General features: G+C 63.9%; 15 protein-coding genes. 9 read left to right on the top strand and 6 right to left on the bottom strand.

Translation table 11 applies throughout. The features are described from left to right. The first annotated feature begins 8 nt into the window (after nt 1-8). Nucleotides 9-1,982: an ABC1 kinase family protein gene (locus AC25Y4_RS01475; RefSeq protein ID WP_488118592.1), complete on the top strand. Its 1,974-nt coding sequence runs from the start codon at nt 9-11 to the stop codon at nt 1,980-1,982. A 42-nt stretch (nt 1,983-2,024) separates the two neighbouring features. On the opposite strand, the gene AC25Y4_RS01480 is transcribed toward AC25Y4_RS01475, so the two are convergent. From AC25Y4_RS01480 to AC25Y4_RS01495, 4 genes are all read right to left on the bottom strand, one after another. Continuing rightward, nucleotides 2,025-2,786: a polyprenol monophosphomannose synthase gene (locus AC25Y4_RS01480; protein WP_488118593.1), complete on the bottom strand. Its 762-nt coding sequence runs from the start codon at nt 2,784-2,786 to the stop codon at nt 2,025-2,027. A gap of 4 nt (nt 2,787-2,790) precedes the next feature. Next, nucleotides 2,791-4,314: a glycosyltransferase family 39 protein gene (locus tag AC25Y4_RS01485; protein ID WP_488118594.1), complete on the bottom strand. Its 1,524-nt coding sequence runs from the start codon at nt 4,312-4,314 to the stop codon at nt 2,791-2,793. 64 nt (nt 4,315-4,378) lie between these two features. Continuing rightward, a complete protein-coding gene (locus tag AC25Y4_RS01490) occupies nt 4,379-5,704 on the bottom strand; it encodes a sensor histidine kinase (RefSeq protein ID WP_488118595.1) in 1,326 nt (441 codons plus the stop codon). Between the two features lie 38 nt (nt 5,705-5,742). Continuing rightward, nucleotides 5,743-6,456 carry a response regulator transcription factor gene (locus AC25Y4_RS01495; protein ID WP_488118596.1) on the bottom strand — a complete coding sequence of 238 codons (714 nt, stop codon included), beginning with the start codon at nt 6,454-6,456 and terminating at the stop codon, nt 5,743-5,745. Between the two features lie 109 nt (nt 6,457-6,565). Here AC25Y4_RS01495 and AC25Y4_RS01500 point away from each other — a divergent pair, with 109 nt between their 5' ends. Further along, nucleotides 6,566-7,417 (top strand): carbon-nitrogen hydrolase family protein, encoded by an 852-nt coding sequence (locus tag AC25Y4_RS01500; protein WP_488118597.1) that lies wholly within the window; start codon nt 6,566-6,568, stop codon nt 7,415-7,417. A gap of 101 nt (nt 7,418-7,518) precedes the next feature. Here AC25Y4_RS01500 and AC25Y4_RS01505 read toward each other — a convergent pair whose 3' ends face one another. After that, nucleotides 7,519-8,724 carry an aminotransferase class I/II-fold pyridoxal phosphate-dependent enzyme gene (locus AC25Y4_RS01505; protein ID WP_488118598.1) on the bottom strand — a complete coding sequence of 402 codons (1,206 nt, stop codon included), beginning with the start codon at nt 8,722-8,724 and terminating at the stop codon, nt 7,519-7,521. Between the two features lie 158 nt (nt 8,725-8,882). Here AC25Y4_RS01505 and AC25Y4_RS01510 point away from each other — a divergent pair, with 158 nt between their 5' ends. The 7 genes from AC25Y4_RS01510 to AC25Y4_RS01540 all read left to right on the top strand — a co-directional run bounded on the left by AC25Y4_RS01510 (nt 8,883) and on the right by AC25Y4_RS01540 (nt 16,440). Next, nucleotides 8,883-9,446: a hypothetical protein gene (locus AC25Y4_RS01510; protein ID WP_488118599.1), complete on the top strand. Its 564-nt coding sequence runs from the start codon at nt 8,883-8,885 to the stop codon at nt 9,444-9,446. Nucleotides 9,447-9,607: 161 nt separating this feature from the next. Further along, nucleotides 9,608-10,279, top strand: a complete 672-nt coding sequence (locus tag AC25Y4_RS01515; RefSeq protein WP_488118600.1) for a PKD domain-containing protein — start codon at nt 9,608-9,610, stop codon at nt 10,277-10,279. A gap of 118 nt (nt 10,280-10,397) precedes the next feature. Then, nucleotides 10,398-12,134, top strand: coding sequence for a S1C family serine protease (locus AC25Y4_RS01520; protein ID WP_488118601.1), 1,737 nt, complete (start codon nt 10,398-10,400; stop codon nt 12,132-12,134). Nucleotides 12,135-12,302: 168 nt separating this feature from the next. Then, nucleotides 12,303-13,358, top strand: a complete 1,056-nt coding sequence (locus AC25Y4_RS01525) for a glycosyltransferase family 2 protein (protein WP_488118602.1) — start codon at nt 12,303-12,305, stop codon at nt 13,356-13,358. 2 nt (nt 13,359-13,360) lie between these two features. Continuing rightward, nucleotides 13,361-14,188: a CDP-alcohol phosphatidyltransferase family protein gene (locus AC25Y4_RS01530; protein ID WP_488118603.1), complete on the top strand. Its 828-nt coding sequence runs from the start codon at nt 13,361-13,363 to the stop codon at nt 14,186-14,188. 1 nt (nt 14,189) lies between these two features. Next, nucleotides 14,190-15,083, top strand: coding sequence for a glycosyltransferase family 2 protein (locus AC25Y4_RS01535; protein ID WP_488118604.1), 894 nt, complete (start codon nt 14,190-14,192; stop codon nt 15,081-15,083). A gap of 73 nt (nt 15,084-15,156) precedes the next feature. Continuing rightward, nucleotides 15,157-16,440 carry a CDP-glycerol glycerophosphotransferase family protein gene (locus AC25Y4_RS01540; protein WP_488118605.1) on the top strand — a complete coding sequence of 428 codons (1,284 nt, stop codon included), beginning with the start codon at nt 15,157-15,159 and terminating at the stop codon, nt 16,438-16,440. Here AC25Y4_RS01540 and AC25Y4_RS01545 read toward each other — a convergent pair. Continuing rightward, nucleotides 16,428-17,408 (bottom strand): hypothetical protein, encoded by a 981-nt coding sequence (locus AC25Y4_RS01545; RefSeq protein WP_488118606.1) that lies wholly within the window; start codon nt 17,406-17,408, stop codon nt 16,428-16,430. The two genes, AC25Y4_RS01540 and AC25Y4_RS01545, sit on opposite strands and share 13 nt — an antisense overlap. Nucleotides 17,409-17,445: the final 37 nt, after the last annotated feature.

Genomic DNA, 17,445 nt, shown 5'->3' on the forward strand with positions numbered 1-17,445 from the left:
CGCCCATCATGGATGCCCGCAGCGTCCTGTTCAGCTTCACCGTCGGTGTTGCTGCCACTTTGCTGGTCATGTTCCTCGTCGTCGTGGTGGTGCGCCGCCTGGTTGGCGTGCAGGTGGGCGGCATTCGAATCGTTCTCGCCGGCCTGGTTGCGCTCGCCGCAGAGGTCGCGTTCGAGGCACGGTTCGTCTGGACGCAACTGGAATACGTCCTCGCTTTCGCGCCGATTCAGATCGGGATTGTGCTCATCACGGCGATGCTGTTCCTGGTGATCGCCGAGATCATCGTGCCGCAGGGCAGTCTGCCGCCGATGTCGGCGTGGGGTTCGGAGTTCCGCGCCCAGCGGGCCAGGGCGCGACGTTATTCGGAGATCACCAGAATCGCGGTCAAGCATGGTTTGCTCGCGCCTGGCTCCCGGAAAAAGAAGAAGAATGCTGCACCCGACAACCCGGCGCAGCGTCGCTCACAGGCGCGGGCGCTCCGGCTCGCCCTGGAGGAAGCCGGCGTCACCTTTGTGAAGCTTGGGCAGGTGCTCTCAACGCGACCCGACCTGGTGTCCGCTGAGTACATCGCTGAGCTCTCACTGCTCCAACAAGATGTACCCCCCGCGGCGTGGGAGGCCGTGAAGGACCAGTTGGAAAGAGAGCTGGGGGCAACGGTTGACGATCTCTTCGCCGACTTCGAGCCGACACCGCTGGCCGCAGCATCCATCGGGCAGGTTCACCGTGCACGACTGGTGTCGGGGGAGGCCGTGGCGGTAAAAGTGCAGCGTCCAGGAATCGAACCCAGCGTGTCGCTGGACCTCGACATCACCGTCCGACTCGCCAAGGTGTTCGAGAGCACCTCTGGGGCGGCCAGCTCACTTCGGATCGTCGACATGGCCCAGAGCTTCGTCGATTCCTTGCGAGAAGAACTGGACTACCGAGTTGAGGCCGGCAACCTGGCTGCACTCAGCACCGCACTGGGCAGTCATCCGGAATCCGAACGGATGGTCGTGCCTCATTTGTACACCGCGCTGAGCACGCGACGGGTGTTGACCATGGACTTGATCGATGGCCGCGGGCTGAGCGACTCCGCGACTGTGGCCGGATTGGAGCCAGCGGCGCGCAGCCGCGACGCCCTCGTGCTCTATCGGTCATTGCTTCGGCAGATTATCGTCGACGGGGTATTCCATGCTGATCTCCACCCTGGGAACGTTCTGGTCCTCCCAGACGGAAACCTGGCGCTTGTCGACTTCGGCTCGGTGGGACGGATGGATTCCGAACTCCGCGCGTCGCTCAGAGCCCTGGTCCTTGGGTTCAACCGGGGTAACTCGCAACAGATGGTCGACGCCCTATTCAGCATGGTGGTGCGTCCTGACTCGCTCGATGAGCCAGAGCTGCGTCGAGTGCTTTCCAGCTTCATTGCCGCACATTTCGGGGCTGGAGCCACCGTCGATGTCGGGCTGTTCAACCGGATCGTCGAACTCATGGGCGCCTACTCGCTGGCGCTTCCAGGCGAGTTAGGGACCGCGGTACGCGCTTTTGCCGAGGCGCAGGGCACGGTCAACGTGCTGGAGCCTGGCTTTGACGTGGTCGGCAAGGCCCGTGAATTCGGCCGGGATCAGCTTCGGTCATCGCTTCAACCGTCCCACGTGGCGAATGCTGCTGTTGACGAAGCACTCGTGCTGTTGCCGATCCTGAAGCGCCTGCCCAGGAGTATCGATCAGATCGCCACGTCTGTCGAGGAAGGTCGACTGACCGTCAACACTCGCATCCTGGCGGATGAGCGGGATCGCCGGTTCATCACCGGATTGGTGCAGCAGGTGATGGTGGCGTTCCTCGGCGCCATCATCGGATTCATGGCGACGATCCTGCTGATCAACGGCGGGGGGCCGACGCTGGCTCCTGATCTCAGCCTCTACCAGCTCTTCGCCTATCTGCTGATCGTGGTGTCGTCAGTGCTGATCCTGCGGGTGCTCTTCGACGTCTTCCGTCGATCGTGAAGCCGTCGGTGTACGCGTCGCCCAGCCGGGCCTCGTCTGGCGTCAGACTCCAGCGGGCGACGCGGCAATCTCGTTCTGCGCTTCTGGCCGGTGGTTCGCGCCCTTGCCGGTGAGTCCCCAGACGGTGACGCGACGCATGGCTTCGAGAACGATTCCGCCGCTCATCTTCGACGAGCCACGCACACGTTCCACGAATGTGATGGGCACCTCGACGACACGGAGGTCGGCGCGAACTGCATGCAGGAGCATGTCGATCTGGAAGCAATAGCCGTGGCTTTCAACGCTGGACAGCTTCATGCGTTCAAGGGCGTCAGCGCTGTAGACGCGGTATCCGCCGGTCACGTCGCGCTGCGGCAGCCGAAGCATGATGCGGGCGTAGGTCGAGCCACCTCTGGAGAGGGCGCGGCGGTGCCATGGCCAGTTCTGCACCTCGCCACCCGGTACCCAGCGAGAGCCCATCACGACGTCGGTGGTTTCGGCTGCGTCGAGAAGCCGGGGAAGTTGCTCTGGCAGGTGAGAGCCATCGGCGTCCAGCTGTACGAGCAGGTCGAAACCATGGGAGCGTGCCCAGGCGAATCCCTCAAGGTAGGCGGCACCCAGCCCGCTCTTCTGCGCGCGGTGCAGGACATGCACGCGATCGTGGCGCGCGGACAGGGCATCTGCGATCGCGCCGGTGCCGTCTGGTGACGAGTCATCAATGATGAGTACGTGGCTCGTCGGCACACTCTCCAACACCCGACCGACGATGTTCTCGACATTGTCGCGCTCGTTGTAAGTGGGGATGAGAACCAGGGTATTCGGCATGTTTCTACCTTGTCATTTCAATGATGATCGTGCGGTTGACCGTAGTCGAGTCTGTCGTGACGAAACCAGACTCTTGAAGTATTCTGACGTCGGATTCGGAGGTGTTCTCCGTGCTTCCTCTGTTCTGCAGCACCCAGACGGTGTTCGTGTCTGAGAGCGTGCTTGTGACGTCAGCGAGCGGATTCGTTGTGTCCCAGATCCAACTCGTGTCCGCAAAATTCGTGTTCAACGTGATATCGACCAAACCGCTGAATGCGGCAGGGTACAGGTGCATCGCCAGTCGAGGTCGTTGCGAGGGATTCACACTCTCATCAAACACGATGGCGTCGCCCGGATGCGCATTCGCCTGCAGGACGTCCGCCACCTGGCGCCAGTCGCTGCCGTCATTTTTCGCGAATGGGCCACGCTGGCCGATGTAGGTGGGCAGGGTGACGGCAACGACGAGGGCAAGCGCGCCATACTGCAGCCAACGCGGTTTGATGGCCACGATGCCCATGGCGATCGCAATGGCGACAGCCGGAGTGCAGATTGACAGGTACCGCAGCGAGTACATCGGGGCAACGAGATGTGTGCCGACCAGGAGGATTCCACTCGGGATGATCATCCAGGCCAGCGCAACGATGAGCACACTCCTGGCGCCTGGCACCCGGGTGCTGCGTCGCCTGATGAGCACCGCGTAGATTGCGACGGCGATGAGCAGCCAGGCGATGATCGCCAGCGGCACAGACTCGAACCACTGCCGGACGGCCGCCTCGAGAACGCTGATCTGCGGGCGCCGTCCGATGAACGAGATCTGGTCACGCTGGGCTAACCCAAAAATGAAGACCGGCAGCGCGAGAATGCAGCCGAGCGCGGTTGCCAGGGCCCAACTGCCAAGTGGTGCCCAGCTGCGGCGTGACAGGTAGACGACGAGAATATGCACGGGCAGCAACAGCACGATGTAGAGGAAGTCATAGATCCCGACGGCGAGGAGCAGTGCGTATGCTCCCCACAGCCAGCGGGAGCCGCGCGTGCTGCGATCGGTGCGCACGGCGTGCACGAGGAGCACGATCAGCCACACGGCGATGGCCGTTGCCAGCGCCGTTGAACGCGCTTCTGCACCCATGTACGTGACCCGCGGGAGGATGGCGAAGACGAGGCCTGCCATGATGGCGACCCTGGTCGTCAGTACGGTGCGGGTCAGCACGAACACGCCGGCTGCGGCGATGCCGATCGCGAAGGCACTCGGCAATCTGGTCGCGAGTTCTGATGCGCCGAATTCGTCGATCCAGGCGTGCAGGAACAGGTAGTAGAAGCCGTGGACGGCATCCACATTTCCGAGCATCGTGAACAACGATGGCAGCGGACGCTCGGCCGACATCACGCTGGCAGCTTCGTCGCCCCAGTATGAGGGCTGCCATGACCAGGCCGCCGAAACAAGGAACGCGAACAGCCCGATGACAAACGCGGTTCCCCTGATACTTCGCGAGGATCCCGGTGCCGCGACCGGGGCAACGTTGGGGTCGAGGGGAAGGAGGAGGGCTGCCACGTCGTCACGCTACACGTGCTGTCTTAACGTTTGGGGTCGGTGCCAGTCCAGCGCCTTCGAACACTCACAGATTGCTGCGGCGTGGCAGGCGAATCTCCACGGCCAGGCCGCTGCCCGTGTTCTGCAGCTTCACCGTGCCGCCCGCGTACTCCACGATGGCCTGCACGATCGCGAGCCCCAGCCCTGATCCGCCTGTTCCGCTCGAGCGGGAATTGTCGGGGCGGGAGAAGCGGTCGAAGGCCAGCGGCAGAAACTCCTCCGGCATGCCTGGACCGGTGTCGACCACGCGCAGCCTGGCGCCCGCGCCGTATCTGTCGAGGCTGACCGTGACGGTTCCCCCGCCGTCCATGGCCGCTATCGCGTTGGAAATGAGGTTGTCGACGAGCTGTCCGACGTTGGTGCGCGAGAGGGCGTAGCGGCCGTTGGGATCGTCGCCGGTGATCTCGTAGTCGACATCGACGCCCGGCCCATTTCGCGTGCTGCGGGCGCGATCAACGGATGCCGTGATCTCGCTCTCGAGACCGGCCCAGTCCACTTCTGCCTGCGATTGCTGACTCTCCAGCTTCGAGAGCTCCAGCAAGTTGGTGGCCAGGCGCGATAGCCGAGTGACGGTGGCCGACGCGTCGTCGATGTCCTGCTCGAGGGCGTCAGCGTCGCCGGAATTGAGATGGGCGAGCTCCAGTTGGGTGCGGAGCACGGCGAGTGGGGTGCGCAGTTCATGGCTGGCGTCGTTGACGACCTGCTTCTCACGGTCAACGGATGCCCGCAACCGAACAATGAAGTCGTTGAGGGTGCCGGCCAGCTGGCTGACCTCGTCTTTGCCGGCCGGAACCAGGAGTTCGGCCGACGACCCTGACACGCTGAGGCTCTCCGCCTCTTCCCGCAGTCGGTTGACCGGTCGCAGGGCCGCTCCTGTCAGCAGCCACGACGCGATGCCAAATCCGACGACCAGCACGAAGGCGCCGATGATGAGCACCTGGTCGAGCTCTCCCATCAGCAGTCCGAGCGCCTCCTGGTTCCTGGCCGAGATGATCGTCCACTCTCCGGCATCCGTTTGCACCGTCGTTTTCAGCACCCAGTACGTCGAATTTCCGGCCCTGATGCTTTCCGGCCGTGCGCCGAGCTCTGTCAGCGTGTGCAGCTCTGCGGCGAGTTTCCGGGGCAACGACGACTCGACGACGACGCCGTCCGGGCCGAGCACCGCGATGAGCTGGCCTTCACCAGCCTCACGAATGGGATCGTCCGGGTTCTCCATGAGCGTGCTGATCATGGGGGCTGCATCATTCCGCAGCAGTGTCGCGGTGGTCTCGGTCAGGATCGACTGGACTTCCAGCCGAAAGAAGAAGCCCGCAACGCTGAAGAGGACAATCGCGATGATGAGGCTGCCCATGGTGATTCGAGCTCGGATCGAGAGGCCGAGCCGCCGAATCATTCGATCAACTCCAGGCAATAGCCGGTGCCACGAACCGTGACGATGCGCACGCTGGAGGCGTCTGTATCGATTTTGCGACGGAGGTAGCTGATGTATTGGTCAACGATGTTCGGGTCGATGTGGGCTGTGCCGTCCCAGATCTCCTCGAGAATGGTGGCGCGGTCAACGGTGACGCCGGCGTGACTGGCGAGCAGGCGAAGCAGCGAGAACTCCTTCGGGCTGACGGAGACGGAGCGTCCAGCGACGGCAACTTTGAGGTCGCGCGAATCGAGGGTGAGGTTTCCGATTTCCACGTTCAGCGGTGCACCCATCGCCTGGCGGCGAAGCAGCGCTCGCACCCTGGCCTTCAGCTCCTCAAAGGCAAACGGCTTGGTCATGTAATCATCAGCGCCGCTGTCGAGACCGAGTACCCGGTCCTCGACGGTGTCGCGCGCGGTGAGCAGCAGCACGGGCATGGTGCTCCCGGCTTCACGGATGCGACGGCAAATCTCGATGCCGGACATCTGGGGGAGCATGACGTCGATGGCGGCGAGCGCAAAGTCATCGTGCCTGGCCGCGATGAGGGCATCCATTCCTGTCGAGACACGAACGACGGTGTAGCCCTCTGCGGTGAGACCGCGTTCGATCAGGGCACCCATTTGGTCATCGTCTTCCACGACCAGGATCTTCATGTCCAGCTCCTTCAGGGCATCAATGTTCGAGGGGCCCATATTCGCAGCCTACCCAGTGCTGACTCGCACCGAAGTAGACCATATCTAATACCCGAGGCTCTCCCCGCCACGTCCGATCCTGGACCGGACGCAACACTAGGCTTGCCGCATGGTCGCATCCCCTCCATCGTCACCCGTGTCCGGTCTTCGAGCGGATGCCGTCGGCGTTGCGGTCGCCCAGTTCCGACCTGGCACCGACGAAGCAGAGAACCTCGCCGTCATCCACTCACTGGCCGCGCTGGCCGCGGCGCGCGGCGCGACGCTTGTCGTATTCCCGGAGTACTCGTCGTATTTCGAGGCCAGGATCGGGCGCGGTTTCGTCGATGCGGCCCAGCCCTTGACGGGATCCTTCGTCACCGGGTTGCGTGAGATGGCTGTCGAGCTGGGTATCTATGTCGTTGCCGGCATGCTGGAGCAGGTCGCAGACGCCGACCGATTCTCCAACACCCTCATTGCCCTGTCTCCGACCGGCGACCTCGTTGCCAGCTATCGGAAGCTGCACCTCTACGACGCCTTCGGCGATCGTGAATCGGACTGGGTCGTGGCCGGCGCAATCGACGATCCTGAGACTTTCACCGTCGGCAACCTGACTGTCGGCTTGCAGACGTGTTACGACATCCGCTTCCCAGAGGTCACCCGGCGCCTGGTCGATGCCGGTGCCGACCTGGTGCTGGTGCCGGCCGAATGGGTGCGGGGTCCGCTCAAAGAGCACCACTGGCGCACGCTCGTCACCGCGCGGGCCCTGGAGAACACCATCTACGTTGCGGCGGCCGACCACGCCCCGCCGGTTGGAGCGGGCAACAGCATGGTGGTCGACCCGATGGGTGTGGAGCTCGTGACCATCGGCGAGACAACGGATGTGGCACTCGCCTGGATCTCCGGCGAACGGATCAGCGCGGTGCGCGCCGTGAACCCGGCACTGGCTCTTCGCCGGTTCGGCGTTGTACCCCGCGAGCGTTGACGGATGACTGTCACGCCACCCACCTGGAATGAGCGGGTCGCCAGGCACCTGCCGGAGTATTCGGGGGCAGTCGCCCGCTATGCCGCGGCGTTGTCCGCGCGCTAGCCCACTCGGACTGTCAACGCTGTGAGCTGCTCAGCAGCCTGCTCCAGCACATCGACCTTCTTGCAATAGGCGAATCGCACGAGCGACGCGTACCGTGACGCGTGGGTTGGTGAGCAGAACGCAGAGATCGGCACCGCGACCACCCCGGCAAGCTCGGGAAGAACGCGGCAGAACTCTGCGCCGTTTGCATAGCAGAGGGGCGCGGCATCCGCGACGATGAAGTAGGAGCCACCCGGCAGTGTCACGTTGAACCCGGCACGGCTGAGGCCGGCGGCGAGCACATCGCGCTTCTGCTGCAGGTCGGCGGCGATGCCGGCGAAGTAACTATCTGGCAAGCCAAGGCCGAGGGCGATGGCCGGCTGGAATGGGGCGCCGTTCACGTACGTGAGGAACTGCTTGACCGCGAGTATCGCCGTTACAATCTCGGCGGGAGCGCTCAGCCAGCCGATCTTCCACCCCGTGGTGTTGAAGGTCTTGCCGGCAGAAGAAATGGTGACGGTGCGTTCTCGGGCTCCGGGCAGCGTGGCGACCGGAATGTGAGTGACGCCGAACGTCAGGTGCTCGTACACCTCGTCGGTGACAATGAGGGCGTCGTGCCGGTGGGCCAGCTCAACGATGGCGTCGAGGACCTCCCGCGGAAAGACGGTGCCTGTCGGGTTGTGCGGATTGTTGAGCAGGATGATGCGGGTGCGATCAGAGACGACGGCGCGGAGATCATCGAGGTCTGGCAGGAAGTCAGGGGCGTGCAGCGGAACGGTGCGGTGGATGCCACCGGCGAGCGTGATCAGTGCGCCGTACGCGTCGTAGAACGGCTCGAACGTGACGACCTCGTCGCCCGGTTCGAGGAGCGCGAGCAGCGTGGCAGAGAGCGCTTCAGTCGCCCCGGCCGTCACGAGGATCTCCGTGGCTGGGTCGACGCTCAGTCCGTAGAAGCGTTCCTGGTGGGCCGCGATGGCAGACAGCAGCACGGGGGAGCCGCGGCCAGGCGGGTACTGGTTGACCCCGTCTGAGATGGCTTGGCGAGCGGCCTCGAGAATCTCGGCAGGACCGTCTTCATCGGGAAACCCCTGCCCGAGGTTGATAGCCCCAGTACGCATGGCCAGTGCGCTCATTTCCGCGAAAATACTTGCGGCAACGCTGCCGTCTGCGGCCAGCAGGCCGGCGCCGCTGGCTGCGCGCTTCCATGCGCCGTGTACTGTCATCGCTTCACCTGCATGCCTCAAAACTACGACATTGGCGGCGGAGAGGCTCGTCGGGACGCACTTGCCCACTGGCCCAACCAGACGAGATGGTCTCGGTGGATCTCAGTCCCTGTGGAAAGATTCGACCACGCGGGCCCAATCTGCCCTACCGTGGCCCCATGCGGATTGCAGATGCGCGGGCCTTGAGCGGTGTCCTCGTGCTGCTTGCCGCCGTCATATTGAGCGGATGCGCGTCGTCACCGCAGCCGGCGCCCACTTCTGCGGCACCCACCGTTGCGCCCGTGTTCGCCACCGAGGAGGAGGCGCTCGCCGCGGCCACGGAGGCTTATGCCGCGTATCAAGAACTTGCTGATCGCATACTCTCCGAAGGAGGGCATGACCCATCACGCATCGCGGCGGTTGCCTCGACTGAGCTCGCATCATCTGAAATTGAGAGTTTTGAGCGTGCTCAGCGTGAGGGGTTGCGAAGCGTGGGACTCAGCAGTTTCGATAGTGTCGCGCTACAGAGCTTCGAACCAAACGCCGTGCGTGGTGAGGACTCTGTTTCGGTCTACCTGTGCTCTGATGTCTCCCAAGTCGACATTGTCGACAAAGACGGAGAATCGGTGGTGAAAAGTGGACGAACCGATAGAACACCGTTTGAAGTGGTATTTGCGCTTGATGAAGATAACTTGCTCGTTGTCAGCTCTAGAACAGTATGGACGAGAAGCGAATCATGCTAAGGAAAGTCCTCATCCCGCTGTTTGTGACGGCTCTAACTTTGTTGGGCGGTGGCACCGCGAATGCGGTCGCTTCCGAACTGCCGTGTAGCGTGCTTGAGCAACAATTGGGGAATTGCCCACCCAAGTCAACAGGTGAAATCGCTAACGGCGGCGGCGTCGACGTGAGTGCCGGCTATGACACCTCCTCGGGAGGTGGTGCCTCTGGTTCCGGGTCGGGCGACGATTCTGCGGGCGGCGTCTCAGCAGACGGCGGGGGAGTCGGCACCGGAACCGACACCCCGCCCCTGACGATCGTGCGCGACGACTACACGATCAATTGTGTGCCGGGTACTCCGTGTGATCCGAACCTGGTCGTCCGAGTCAGCGACCTGGTGAATTTCCGTAGTGCGCTTCCCTCGCTGGCCATGGAACCCAGCGGCTGGGCGGTCATCGGCTTGCCGGTGAATTTCTTCGCCACGGCATCCGTGAACGTGAAGTCTGGGTCTCTGCTCGGCTATCCGGCTGAGGTTCGCTTCTCGCCCGTCGGTTATCGCTGGGACTACGGTGACGGCCACAGCAGCCGCTCGGCAGGCGGTGGGTCATCGTGGGCGGCGCAGGGGTTGCCGGAGTTCTCTGCCACCGCCACGAGTCACGTCTACGAATCCCGCGGAGTGATGCTCGTCACCCTGGGCGTCGAGTACTCGGCCGAGTACCGCTTCGCCGATCAGACATGGAGAGGCGTTCAAGGTACGCTCGTCGTGTCAGCAGCACCGCTCAATGCGGTGACAGGAGACGCCAAGACAGTGTTGGTCGGCCAGGAATGCACCCGAAATCCGCGGGGTCCCGGCTGTTGAGATCCGGCTCGTCAGAACACCGGGCAAGATCGCAGCTTTGTCATTGAGTGCTCTCAGACTGTCCTCATCAAACGCACAGGTTTGGGATGGAAGCTGATCTCGCTTGGAAGGAGCAACCATGACTGACAAAGAGAACGAAGCCGGTACCACCCCGATCCCGCCGACCGAGGGCTCGGCTTTCGCGGTCACTTCCGACGGCCAGGCCGTCGCTCCCAGCACGAACCCGGTCACTCCGACCGCAGACACCGCGGCTACCGCAGAGGTCCCAGCCGCCGCAGAGGTGCCAGCAGCCGTACAGGTGCCAGCCACCGTTGCCCCCGAGTCCAACAGCACCCCGGCGCCTGGCGGCACGGCAGTGACCGAGGTCATTCCACCCGCCGCCGGAGCGCCCGTGGCCGCGTCTCACGCGGCACCGTCGCACGCAGCACCGTCAGCAGCCACCCCAACGCCCGCACTCACTTCTGGCGCTGAGGCCCCGACCGCGGCTCCGCTTCCCACGGCGCAGACCGCCGCGTACCCGACCGATGCATTCGGCCGCCCACTCACTGCAGGCGATGCTGCCGGTCACGGATACGCTCCACACGCTGCCCCGCAGGCATACGCCACAGCCGACGGGCTGCCGTCGGCCACCACGCCAGCTCACAAAGACCCGGCCAAGCGCAAGACCGCCGCACTCGTTGCCGCACTCGCTATCGCGGCCATCATCGGTGGTGTCTCCGGCGCCGGTGTCTACGCCGTTGCCGGAAACCAGACCACCGGTATCCCGGTGAGCCAGGCGCAGGGTCCAGCCAACGTCGTCGTCAACGACACCACGAGCGTCAACGAGATCACCGCAGTTGCCGCCAAAGCCTCACCGAGTGTCGTCACCATCAACGTGACGAGCGGACAGTCGGCCGGCACCGGTTCAGGCGTGATCCTCACAGACGACGGCTACGTCCTCACCAACACCCACGTCGCCACTCTTGATGGTGAAGTCAGCGACCCGACAGTGCAGGTCACGACCAACGACGGCAAGATCTACGCCGCCACAATCGTCGGAACCGACCCGATCTCAGACCTCGCCGTCCTCAAGCTCACCGACGCATCGGGTCTGACCCCGATCGAATGGGCCGACTCGAGCAAGCTCAACGTCGGAGAGACCACCGTCGCCATCGGAGCGCCCCTCGGCCTCGCCGGCACCGTCACCAACGGCATCGTCAGCGCGCTGAACCGCAGCATCACCGTTGCCTCGTCAGCCGCACCGACCACGCCGGACGCCACGACGCCAGACCAGGGCACCCAGAGCCCGTTCGACTACTACTTCGACCAGGGTGGCAACGGCCAGACCCAGACACCGTCGACGACTCAGGGCAGCGTTTCGCTCCCCGTCATCCAAACGGATGCCGCAATCAACCCCGGTAACTCCGGTGGAGCCCTGCTGAACAGCAAGGGTGAGCTCATCGGCATCAATGTCGCGATCGCCAACGCGAGCGAGACGTCAAGCACAGCCGGCAACATCGGTGTCGGCTTCGCACTTCCGTCGAACCTCGCCAAGCGCGTGTCTGACGAGATCATCGCAAGCGGCAAGGCGACCCACGGTCTCCTCGGCGCAACGGTGGGCAACGCTGCCAGCGCAGCCGACAGCTCCACGGTGGGCGCACTCATCAACGAGGTCGTCTCCGGAGGTGCTGCGGCCAAGGCCGGGCTCAAGGCTGGTGACGTCATCACCAATTTCAATGGTGTGCCGATCACGGATGCCAACGACCTCACCGCGCAGGTTCGATCGCTTGCTGCCGGCGGAACCGCCGACCTCACGTATGTACGCAGCGGCACATCAACGACTGTCTCCGTGACGGTGGGCGAACTGACCAGCTAACACTCTCGGCCTTCCACCGAACTCTGCACCACCGCACCGCACCGCTCCACCACCACTGCACCGCCGACTTCCCGTCGGCGGTGCAGTGTCGTTTCACCGTTAGTGCCGTCGAGTGGACTCAAATCCTGCGACTGATAGGCTCTATCGACCTCCTCAACAAGTGGAAAGATGGCCTACCTGGTGCACTCATCCGGAGACGAACTGCTTATTGGTGTCTCCTACGTGATGCCGGTACTCAACGAAGTCACCCACGTTCGAGCCGCCGTCGATAGCCTGCTTCAGCAGGACTATGACGGCCCGTTCGAAGTCACGCTGGCCCTCGGCCCGAGCATTGACGGCACCACAGAGCTGCTCGAAGAGATGGCTGCTGTCGATCCGCGCATCCACATCGTGCCCAATGACGTCGGCTCAACGCCGGCCGGGCTGAACGCCGCGATCCGCGCCTCGACGTATCCCGTGATCATCCGAGTGGATGCCCACTCCGTCCTTCCGAAGAACTACGCACGCATCGCCGTGGAGACACTGCAGCGCACTGGGGCTGACAACGTCGGCGGCATCATGGACGCCCAGGGCACCAGCCCGTTCCAGAAGGCGGTTGCTCGCGCCTACGGCACCCGGGTCGGCCTCGGTGGCACCCCGCTCCATGTCGGCGGCAAGGAAGGCGAATCGGAGACGGTTTACCTGGGGTGCTTCCGCAGGGAAAGCATCGTCAAGGTCGGGTTGTTCGACGAGGGCATCAAGCGCGGCCAGGACTGGGAACTCAATCGCCGACTGCGTGAATCCGGCGGCACCGTGTGGTTCACCCCGGAGCTGAAGGTCACGTATCGCCCGCGACCCAGCCTGTCCAGGCTCGCCCGCCAGATGCTGTCGACCGGGCTCTGGCGCGGCGAACTCGCGCGACGTTTTCCCGCTGATAACGGCATCCGCTACTTCATCCCTCCTGCCATGGTTGCCGGTGTGATCCTGGGTGTTCTCCTCGGCATCATCGGCGTCGGCCAGGCCATCGCGGGCGCGCAGCCCTGGCTGTTGCTCGGCCTGGCCATACCGGCCGTCTACCTCGTGTTCGTCATCGCGGCCACGATTGCCGTTTCGCGGCCAGACGGGTTTCGTGCTTCGCTATGGTTTCTCGTAGTGTTGCCCTGCATTCATTTTTGCTGGGGTCTCGGGTTCATCCTCGGGTACCTGAAACTCACCAGCAACATCACTGCCCACACAGGAAGATGACCATGACGCACGGTACGCCAGCCCCTTCAGGCGCCCTGCCCACTCGCCCTTCGTCGATCGCCGAATTGCGCAGAGTGGCACAGCCGCCAGAGGTGAGATTGCGGGCCAACGCCGAGCACTGGACGGCATCGCTCTACCTGCGCGATATCTCGCCATACCTCACCTGGCTGTTCCTGAAGACGCGGATCTCTGCCAACGGAGTGACGGCGATCATGATTCTGGTCGGGTGGTCTACGGCCGCCGCGCTGCTGATCCCCGGCATCTGGGGTGCGCTGCTCGCCCTGGTGCTCGGCCAGCTGCAGATGCTCGTTGACTGCTGCGATGGTGAGGTGGCCAGATGGCGCCGCACATCGTCACCGGCCGGTGTCTTCCTCGACAAGGTGGGGCACTACTCGACCGAAGCGCTGATCCCCATTGCGCTCGGAATCCGCGCGGCAGCGTATCCGTTCGAGGCGCCGGCAGATTACCTGTGGACCACCCTCGGACTGCTGCTCGCGCTCATCATCGTGCTTAACAAGGCGCTCAACGACATGGTGCACGTCGCCCGTGCGAACGCGGGTCTCACCAAGCTTGCTGACACGCACGGTGAGAAGGCGCTCACCTCTAGCGCGCTTGCCACGCTGAAGCGTGTGGCGCGCTTTGTGCCGTTCCACCGCCTGTACCACTCGGTCGAGATGACGATCATCATCTTCCTCGCCGCCGTTGTCGGGCTCTTCGTCGGTCAGCCTGAGGTCGACCGCGTTGTGCTCATCGCGCTTGTTCCCTTGGCGTTCCTGGCGCTCATCGGTCACTTCGTGGCGATCATGGCGTCCAAGCGGGTTCGTTCCTAACGTGTCGACCGAACACTCGTCGCTGCATCCGGCGCCCACCGTCGGCGTTGTCCTGCTGACCCAGGGCACGCGGCCTGACGACCTTGATCGCGCCATCCGGAGCATTCTGGGCCAGACCGGTGTGCACCTCGACGTCGTGTGCGTCGGCAACGGCTGGCAGCCAACGGGCCTGCCTGCCGGCGTACGTGCGCTTGGCCTGCCGGAGAACCTCGGAATTCCTGCCGGCCGCAACCGCGGCGTTGAGGCTGTCACAGGCGAATTCATCTTCTTCCTCGACGACGATGCCAGCATCCCAGACCCCGCGTTCCTCAGCAGAGCGATCGCGCAGCTGCGCCGCGATCGGTCGATCGGATTGCTTCAGCCTCGCGTCGTCGACCCGTCAGGGCTCACCTCGCCACGGCGTTGGATTCCCCGCATTCGCAAGGGGGAGGCGACGCACTCCAGCCCCGTCTTCTCCGTGTGGGAAGGGGCGGTCATCCTGCCCCGCGCGGTCTTCGACGCAACGGGCGGTTGGGCCGAACCGTTCTTCTACGCCCATGAAGGCATCGAACTGGCCTGGCGCGTCTGGGACCTGGGCCTCCGCGCTTGGTATGCGGGCGACCTGGAAGCCAACCACCCGGTCATCCAGCCCACGCGCCACGCTGACTACTACCGGCTGAATGCCCGAAACCGCGTCTGGCTGGCCAGGCGCAACCTGCCAGCCATCTTGGTTCCGGTGTATGTCGGGTCGTGGACCGGAATCCAGGTGTTGCGATGGGCGCGCAACATGCCTGCTCTCCGCGCATGGTTCAGCGGATGGCGCGAAGGCTGGGCAACGGATCCTGGTGTTCGCAAGCCCATGTCGTGGCGAACGGTGTGGCGGATGACCGTAGCCGGTCGGCCCCCTATCGTCTAACGATTCACTACCGGTATACCCAATTCGGGGCAGATCCCCAGAGTGGCACGAAGTCGATCTGTAACCTTGGACCGTGGGTATCAGCAATGACATTAGACGTGCACTCAAATTAGTCAGGGATGTCAGATCCTCGAGAAAAGCGCAGCGCGCGCTGAACAGCACCCTGGCAGAGCGTATACCGCTGCCCCGGAAGCACTTCAAGGTGGCAGTCTACTTTGCTGATGGCCCCGTCAACCTGTATCAGCTGCGCCAGTGGTACAAGCCGCTCGCCAAACTCGCGGAGCGCTGGCCGGTGCTCATCCTGAGCCGTTCGGGCGGTGGAGCCCTCGCACTCCTGAAGGAGTCACCCGTTCCTGTCGCCTACGTGCGCAAGGTCAACGACCTGGAGCGCGTGCTTGAAGAGCAGGACATCCGCATCGTCCTCTACGTCAACCAGAACACCCGCAACTTCCAGATGATGCGCTACGGGCGCCGCTGGCACGTTTTCATCAACCATGGTGAGAGCGACAAGATGTACATGACCACGAACCAATTCAAGGCATACGACTATTCCTTCGTCGCGGGTGACGCAGCGCTGTCACGCCTGAACCGGGTGCTGTGGGACTATGACTTCGACAAACGCGCCATCGAGATCGGCCGCCCACAGGCCGACTATTACTATGGCGACCCCCTGCCGTACACGCCCGATGAGCGTCAGGTCATCCTCTATGCCCCCACCTGGGAAGGCGACAGGGCTGCGGCCGCGTACGGCTCCATTGCAACCCACGGCGTTGCGCTCGTCTCGGCCCTGCTGGCGACCGGCAGACACCGCGTGATCTACCGGCCGCACCCTCGTAGCGGTGTCATCAACCCTGAATACGGTGCGGCGAACAAGCGCATCATCGCGGCCATCGAAGCGGCCAACGTTCGCGACCCTTCCGCGAAGCACATTTACGACCACGGCCCTTCCCTGGGCTGGCAGCTCGCGGCAGCGGATGTCGCGATCGTCGATATCTCGGCTATGGTTTACGACCGCCTCGCCGTCGGCAAGCCCCTCATGATCACGCGACCGCTGAACCCGGGCGCCGAGATCGACACGAGTGGCTATCTCTCAGACTGTGAGTGGCTGACAGCCGATGCGGCCGCGGGGATCGCAGGAGCGCTGGACACGCTGACCCACGACGACGCCGTGCAGTCGCGTCTCCACCGCTGGGTCGAGCACTACTTCGGTGATACGTCTCCTGGCGTCGCCACCCGGCGCTTCCACGCTGCAGTTGAGCGCCTCATGACCGAATGGGACCGCAACGCCGCCATCCACGCCGGTGATGGTGTGATCGAGGAGCACGCGGCCCTCGAAGACGAGGATCAGGGCGTCTGACCCGAACCGTCTCCAGGGGGAAGCTCCGGGGGAGTGCCGGGCTTATCGGTGCTCTGTGCCGTGCGCGGATGCCGAATGGAGTGCATCAGTGCTCCCGGCTTGACCTTGGGAACGGCGTTCAGCATCCCTGACCCGATGGCCGTCAGCCGCCGGGTCGTGGCTCCGACGATGTTGGCCTGGTTTGTCTGCGCCGCTCCGCGTGATGCGCTACGAACACGCACGACTCGCGCCACCGGATCGAGTTCTGTCCGGAAGTAGCCGGGTGCGGCGCCGAAGGCGAGGCGGGACGAGTGCACGACCCGCTTACCCAGGATGTGGTTACCACCGCCGCCGATCACAGCTCCGACACCGAAAGGGATGGCCTTTCCGATGAAGCTGACGCTGCCCTTGGCGGTGAACTGCTTGATGAAAGACTTCCGGAGGCGGTCGGTGAGCGGCCCCATGATGGCGCGCGGCATATTAGACGTGACGAGTTCGCCCCAGTATGAGCTGCGCCCGACGCCAATGCCCTGCACCTGACCGGCCAGCTGGCGCACGAGGTCTGATCCCTCGCGGCCGAGCATCATCGCCATGACGAGTGCGCGGGCACGATCTGGATCATCGACGGCCAGGCCATGGACCTCGCTGATGGATTGGGCGAACAGGGCTGTGGCTTCCAGGAAGCCCGCGGTTTCGACGCCGGACAGCGCGAGGGTGATTCCGGTGCCGACGCCGGGGATAACCGCGGTCGCTCCCACAGTCGCGCCACCGGTGGTCACTGTCGCGAGGTACCGGCGTTCCAGGATCCTGATGAGCTGTGTGGGCGACGCATCGGGGTGACGGCGACGGAGCCCGCGGATGTACGCCAGCACGGCCGGTCGCTGCACGGCTATGTAGCGATCAAAGCCTTTGACGAAGCCTGTCGGCATGTCTCCGCCGAGCGGTGCTCCGCCACTCGGGGAAATGAGCGGTTTGCTTTTCCTGGCCATGATCCGAGTTTACGTGCTGGGCTGCTGCGAGAAAAAA

It is taken from the genome of Leifsonia sp. Y878, from assembly GCF_057669685.1.

Bases quoted from the DNA above. Each gene is read 5' to 3' on its own strand.
- AC25Y4_RS01475 (WP_488118592.1), top strand. From the start codon at position 9: ATGGATGCCCGCAGCGTCCTGTTCAGCTTCACCGTCGGTGTTGCTGCC.
- AC25Y4_RS01480 (WP_488118593.1), bottom strand. From the start codon at position 2,786: ATGCCGAATACCCTGGTTCTCATCCCCACTTACAACGAGCGCGACAAT.
- AC25Y4_RS01490 (WP_488118595.1), bottom strand. From the start codon at position 5,704: ATGGGCAGCCTCATCATCGCGATTGTCCTCTTCAGCGTTGCGGGCTTC.
- AC25Y4_RS01495 (WP_488118596.1), bottom strand. From the start codon at position 6,456: ATGGGCCCCTCGAACATTGATGCCCTGAAGGAGCTGGACATGAAGATC.
- AC25Y4_RS01500 (WP_488118597.1), top strand. From the start codon at position 6,566: ATGGTCGCATCCCCTCCATCGTCACCCGTGTCCGGTCTTCGAGCGGAT.
- AC25Y4_RS01505 (WP_488118598.1), bottom strand. From the start codon at position 8,724: ATGACAGTACACGGCGCATGGAAGCGCGCAGCCAGCGGCGCCGGCCTG.
- AC25Y4_RS01510 (WP_488118599.1), top strand. From the start codon at position 8,883: ATGCGGATTGCAGATGCGCGGGCCTTGAGCGGTGTCCTCGTGCTGCTT.
- AC25Y4_RS01520 (WP_488118601.1), top strand. From the start codon at position 10,398: ATGACTGACAAAGAGAACGAAGCCGGTACCACCCCGATCCCGCCGACC.
- AC25Y4_RS01525 (WP_488118602.1), top strand. From the start codon at position 12,303: ATGGCCTACCTGGTGCACTCATCCGGAGACGAACTGCTTATTGGTGTC.
- AC25Y4_RS01530 (WP_488118603.1), top strand. From the start codon at position 13,361: ATGACGCACGGTACGCCAGCCCCTTCAGGCGCCCTGCCCACTCGCCCT.
- AC25Y4_RS01545 (WP_488118606.1), bottom strand. From the start codon at position 17,408: ATGGCCAGGAAAAGCAAACCGCTCATTTCCCCGAGTGGCGGAGCACCG.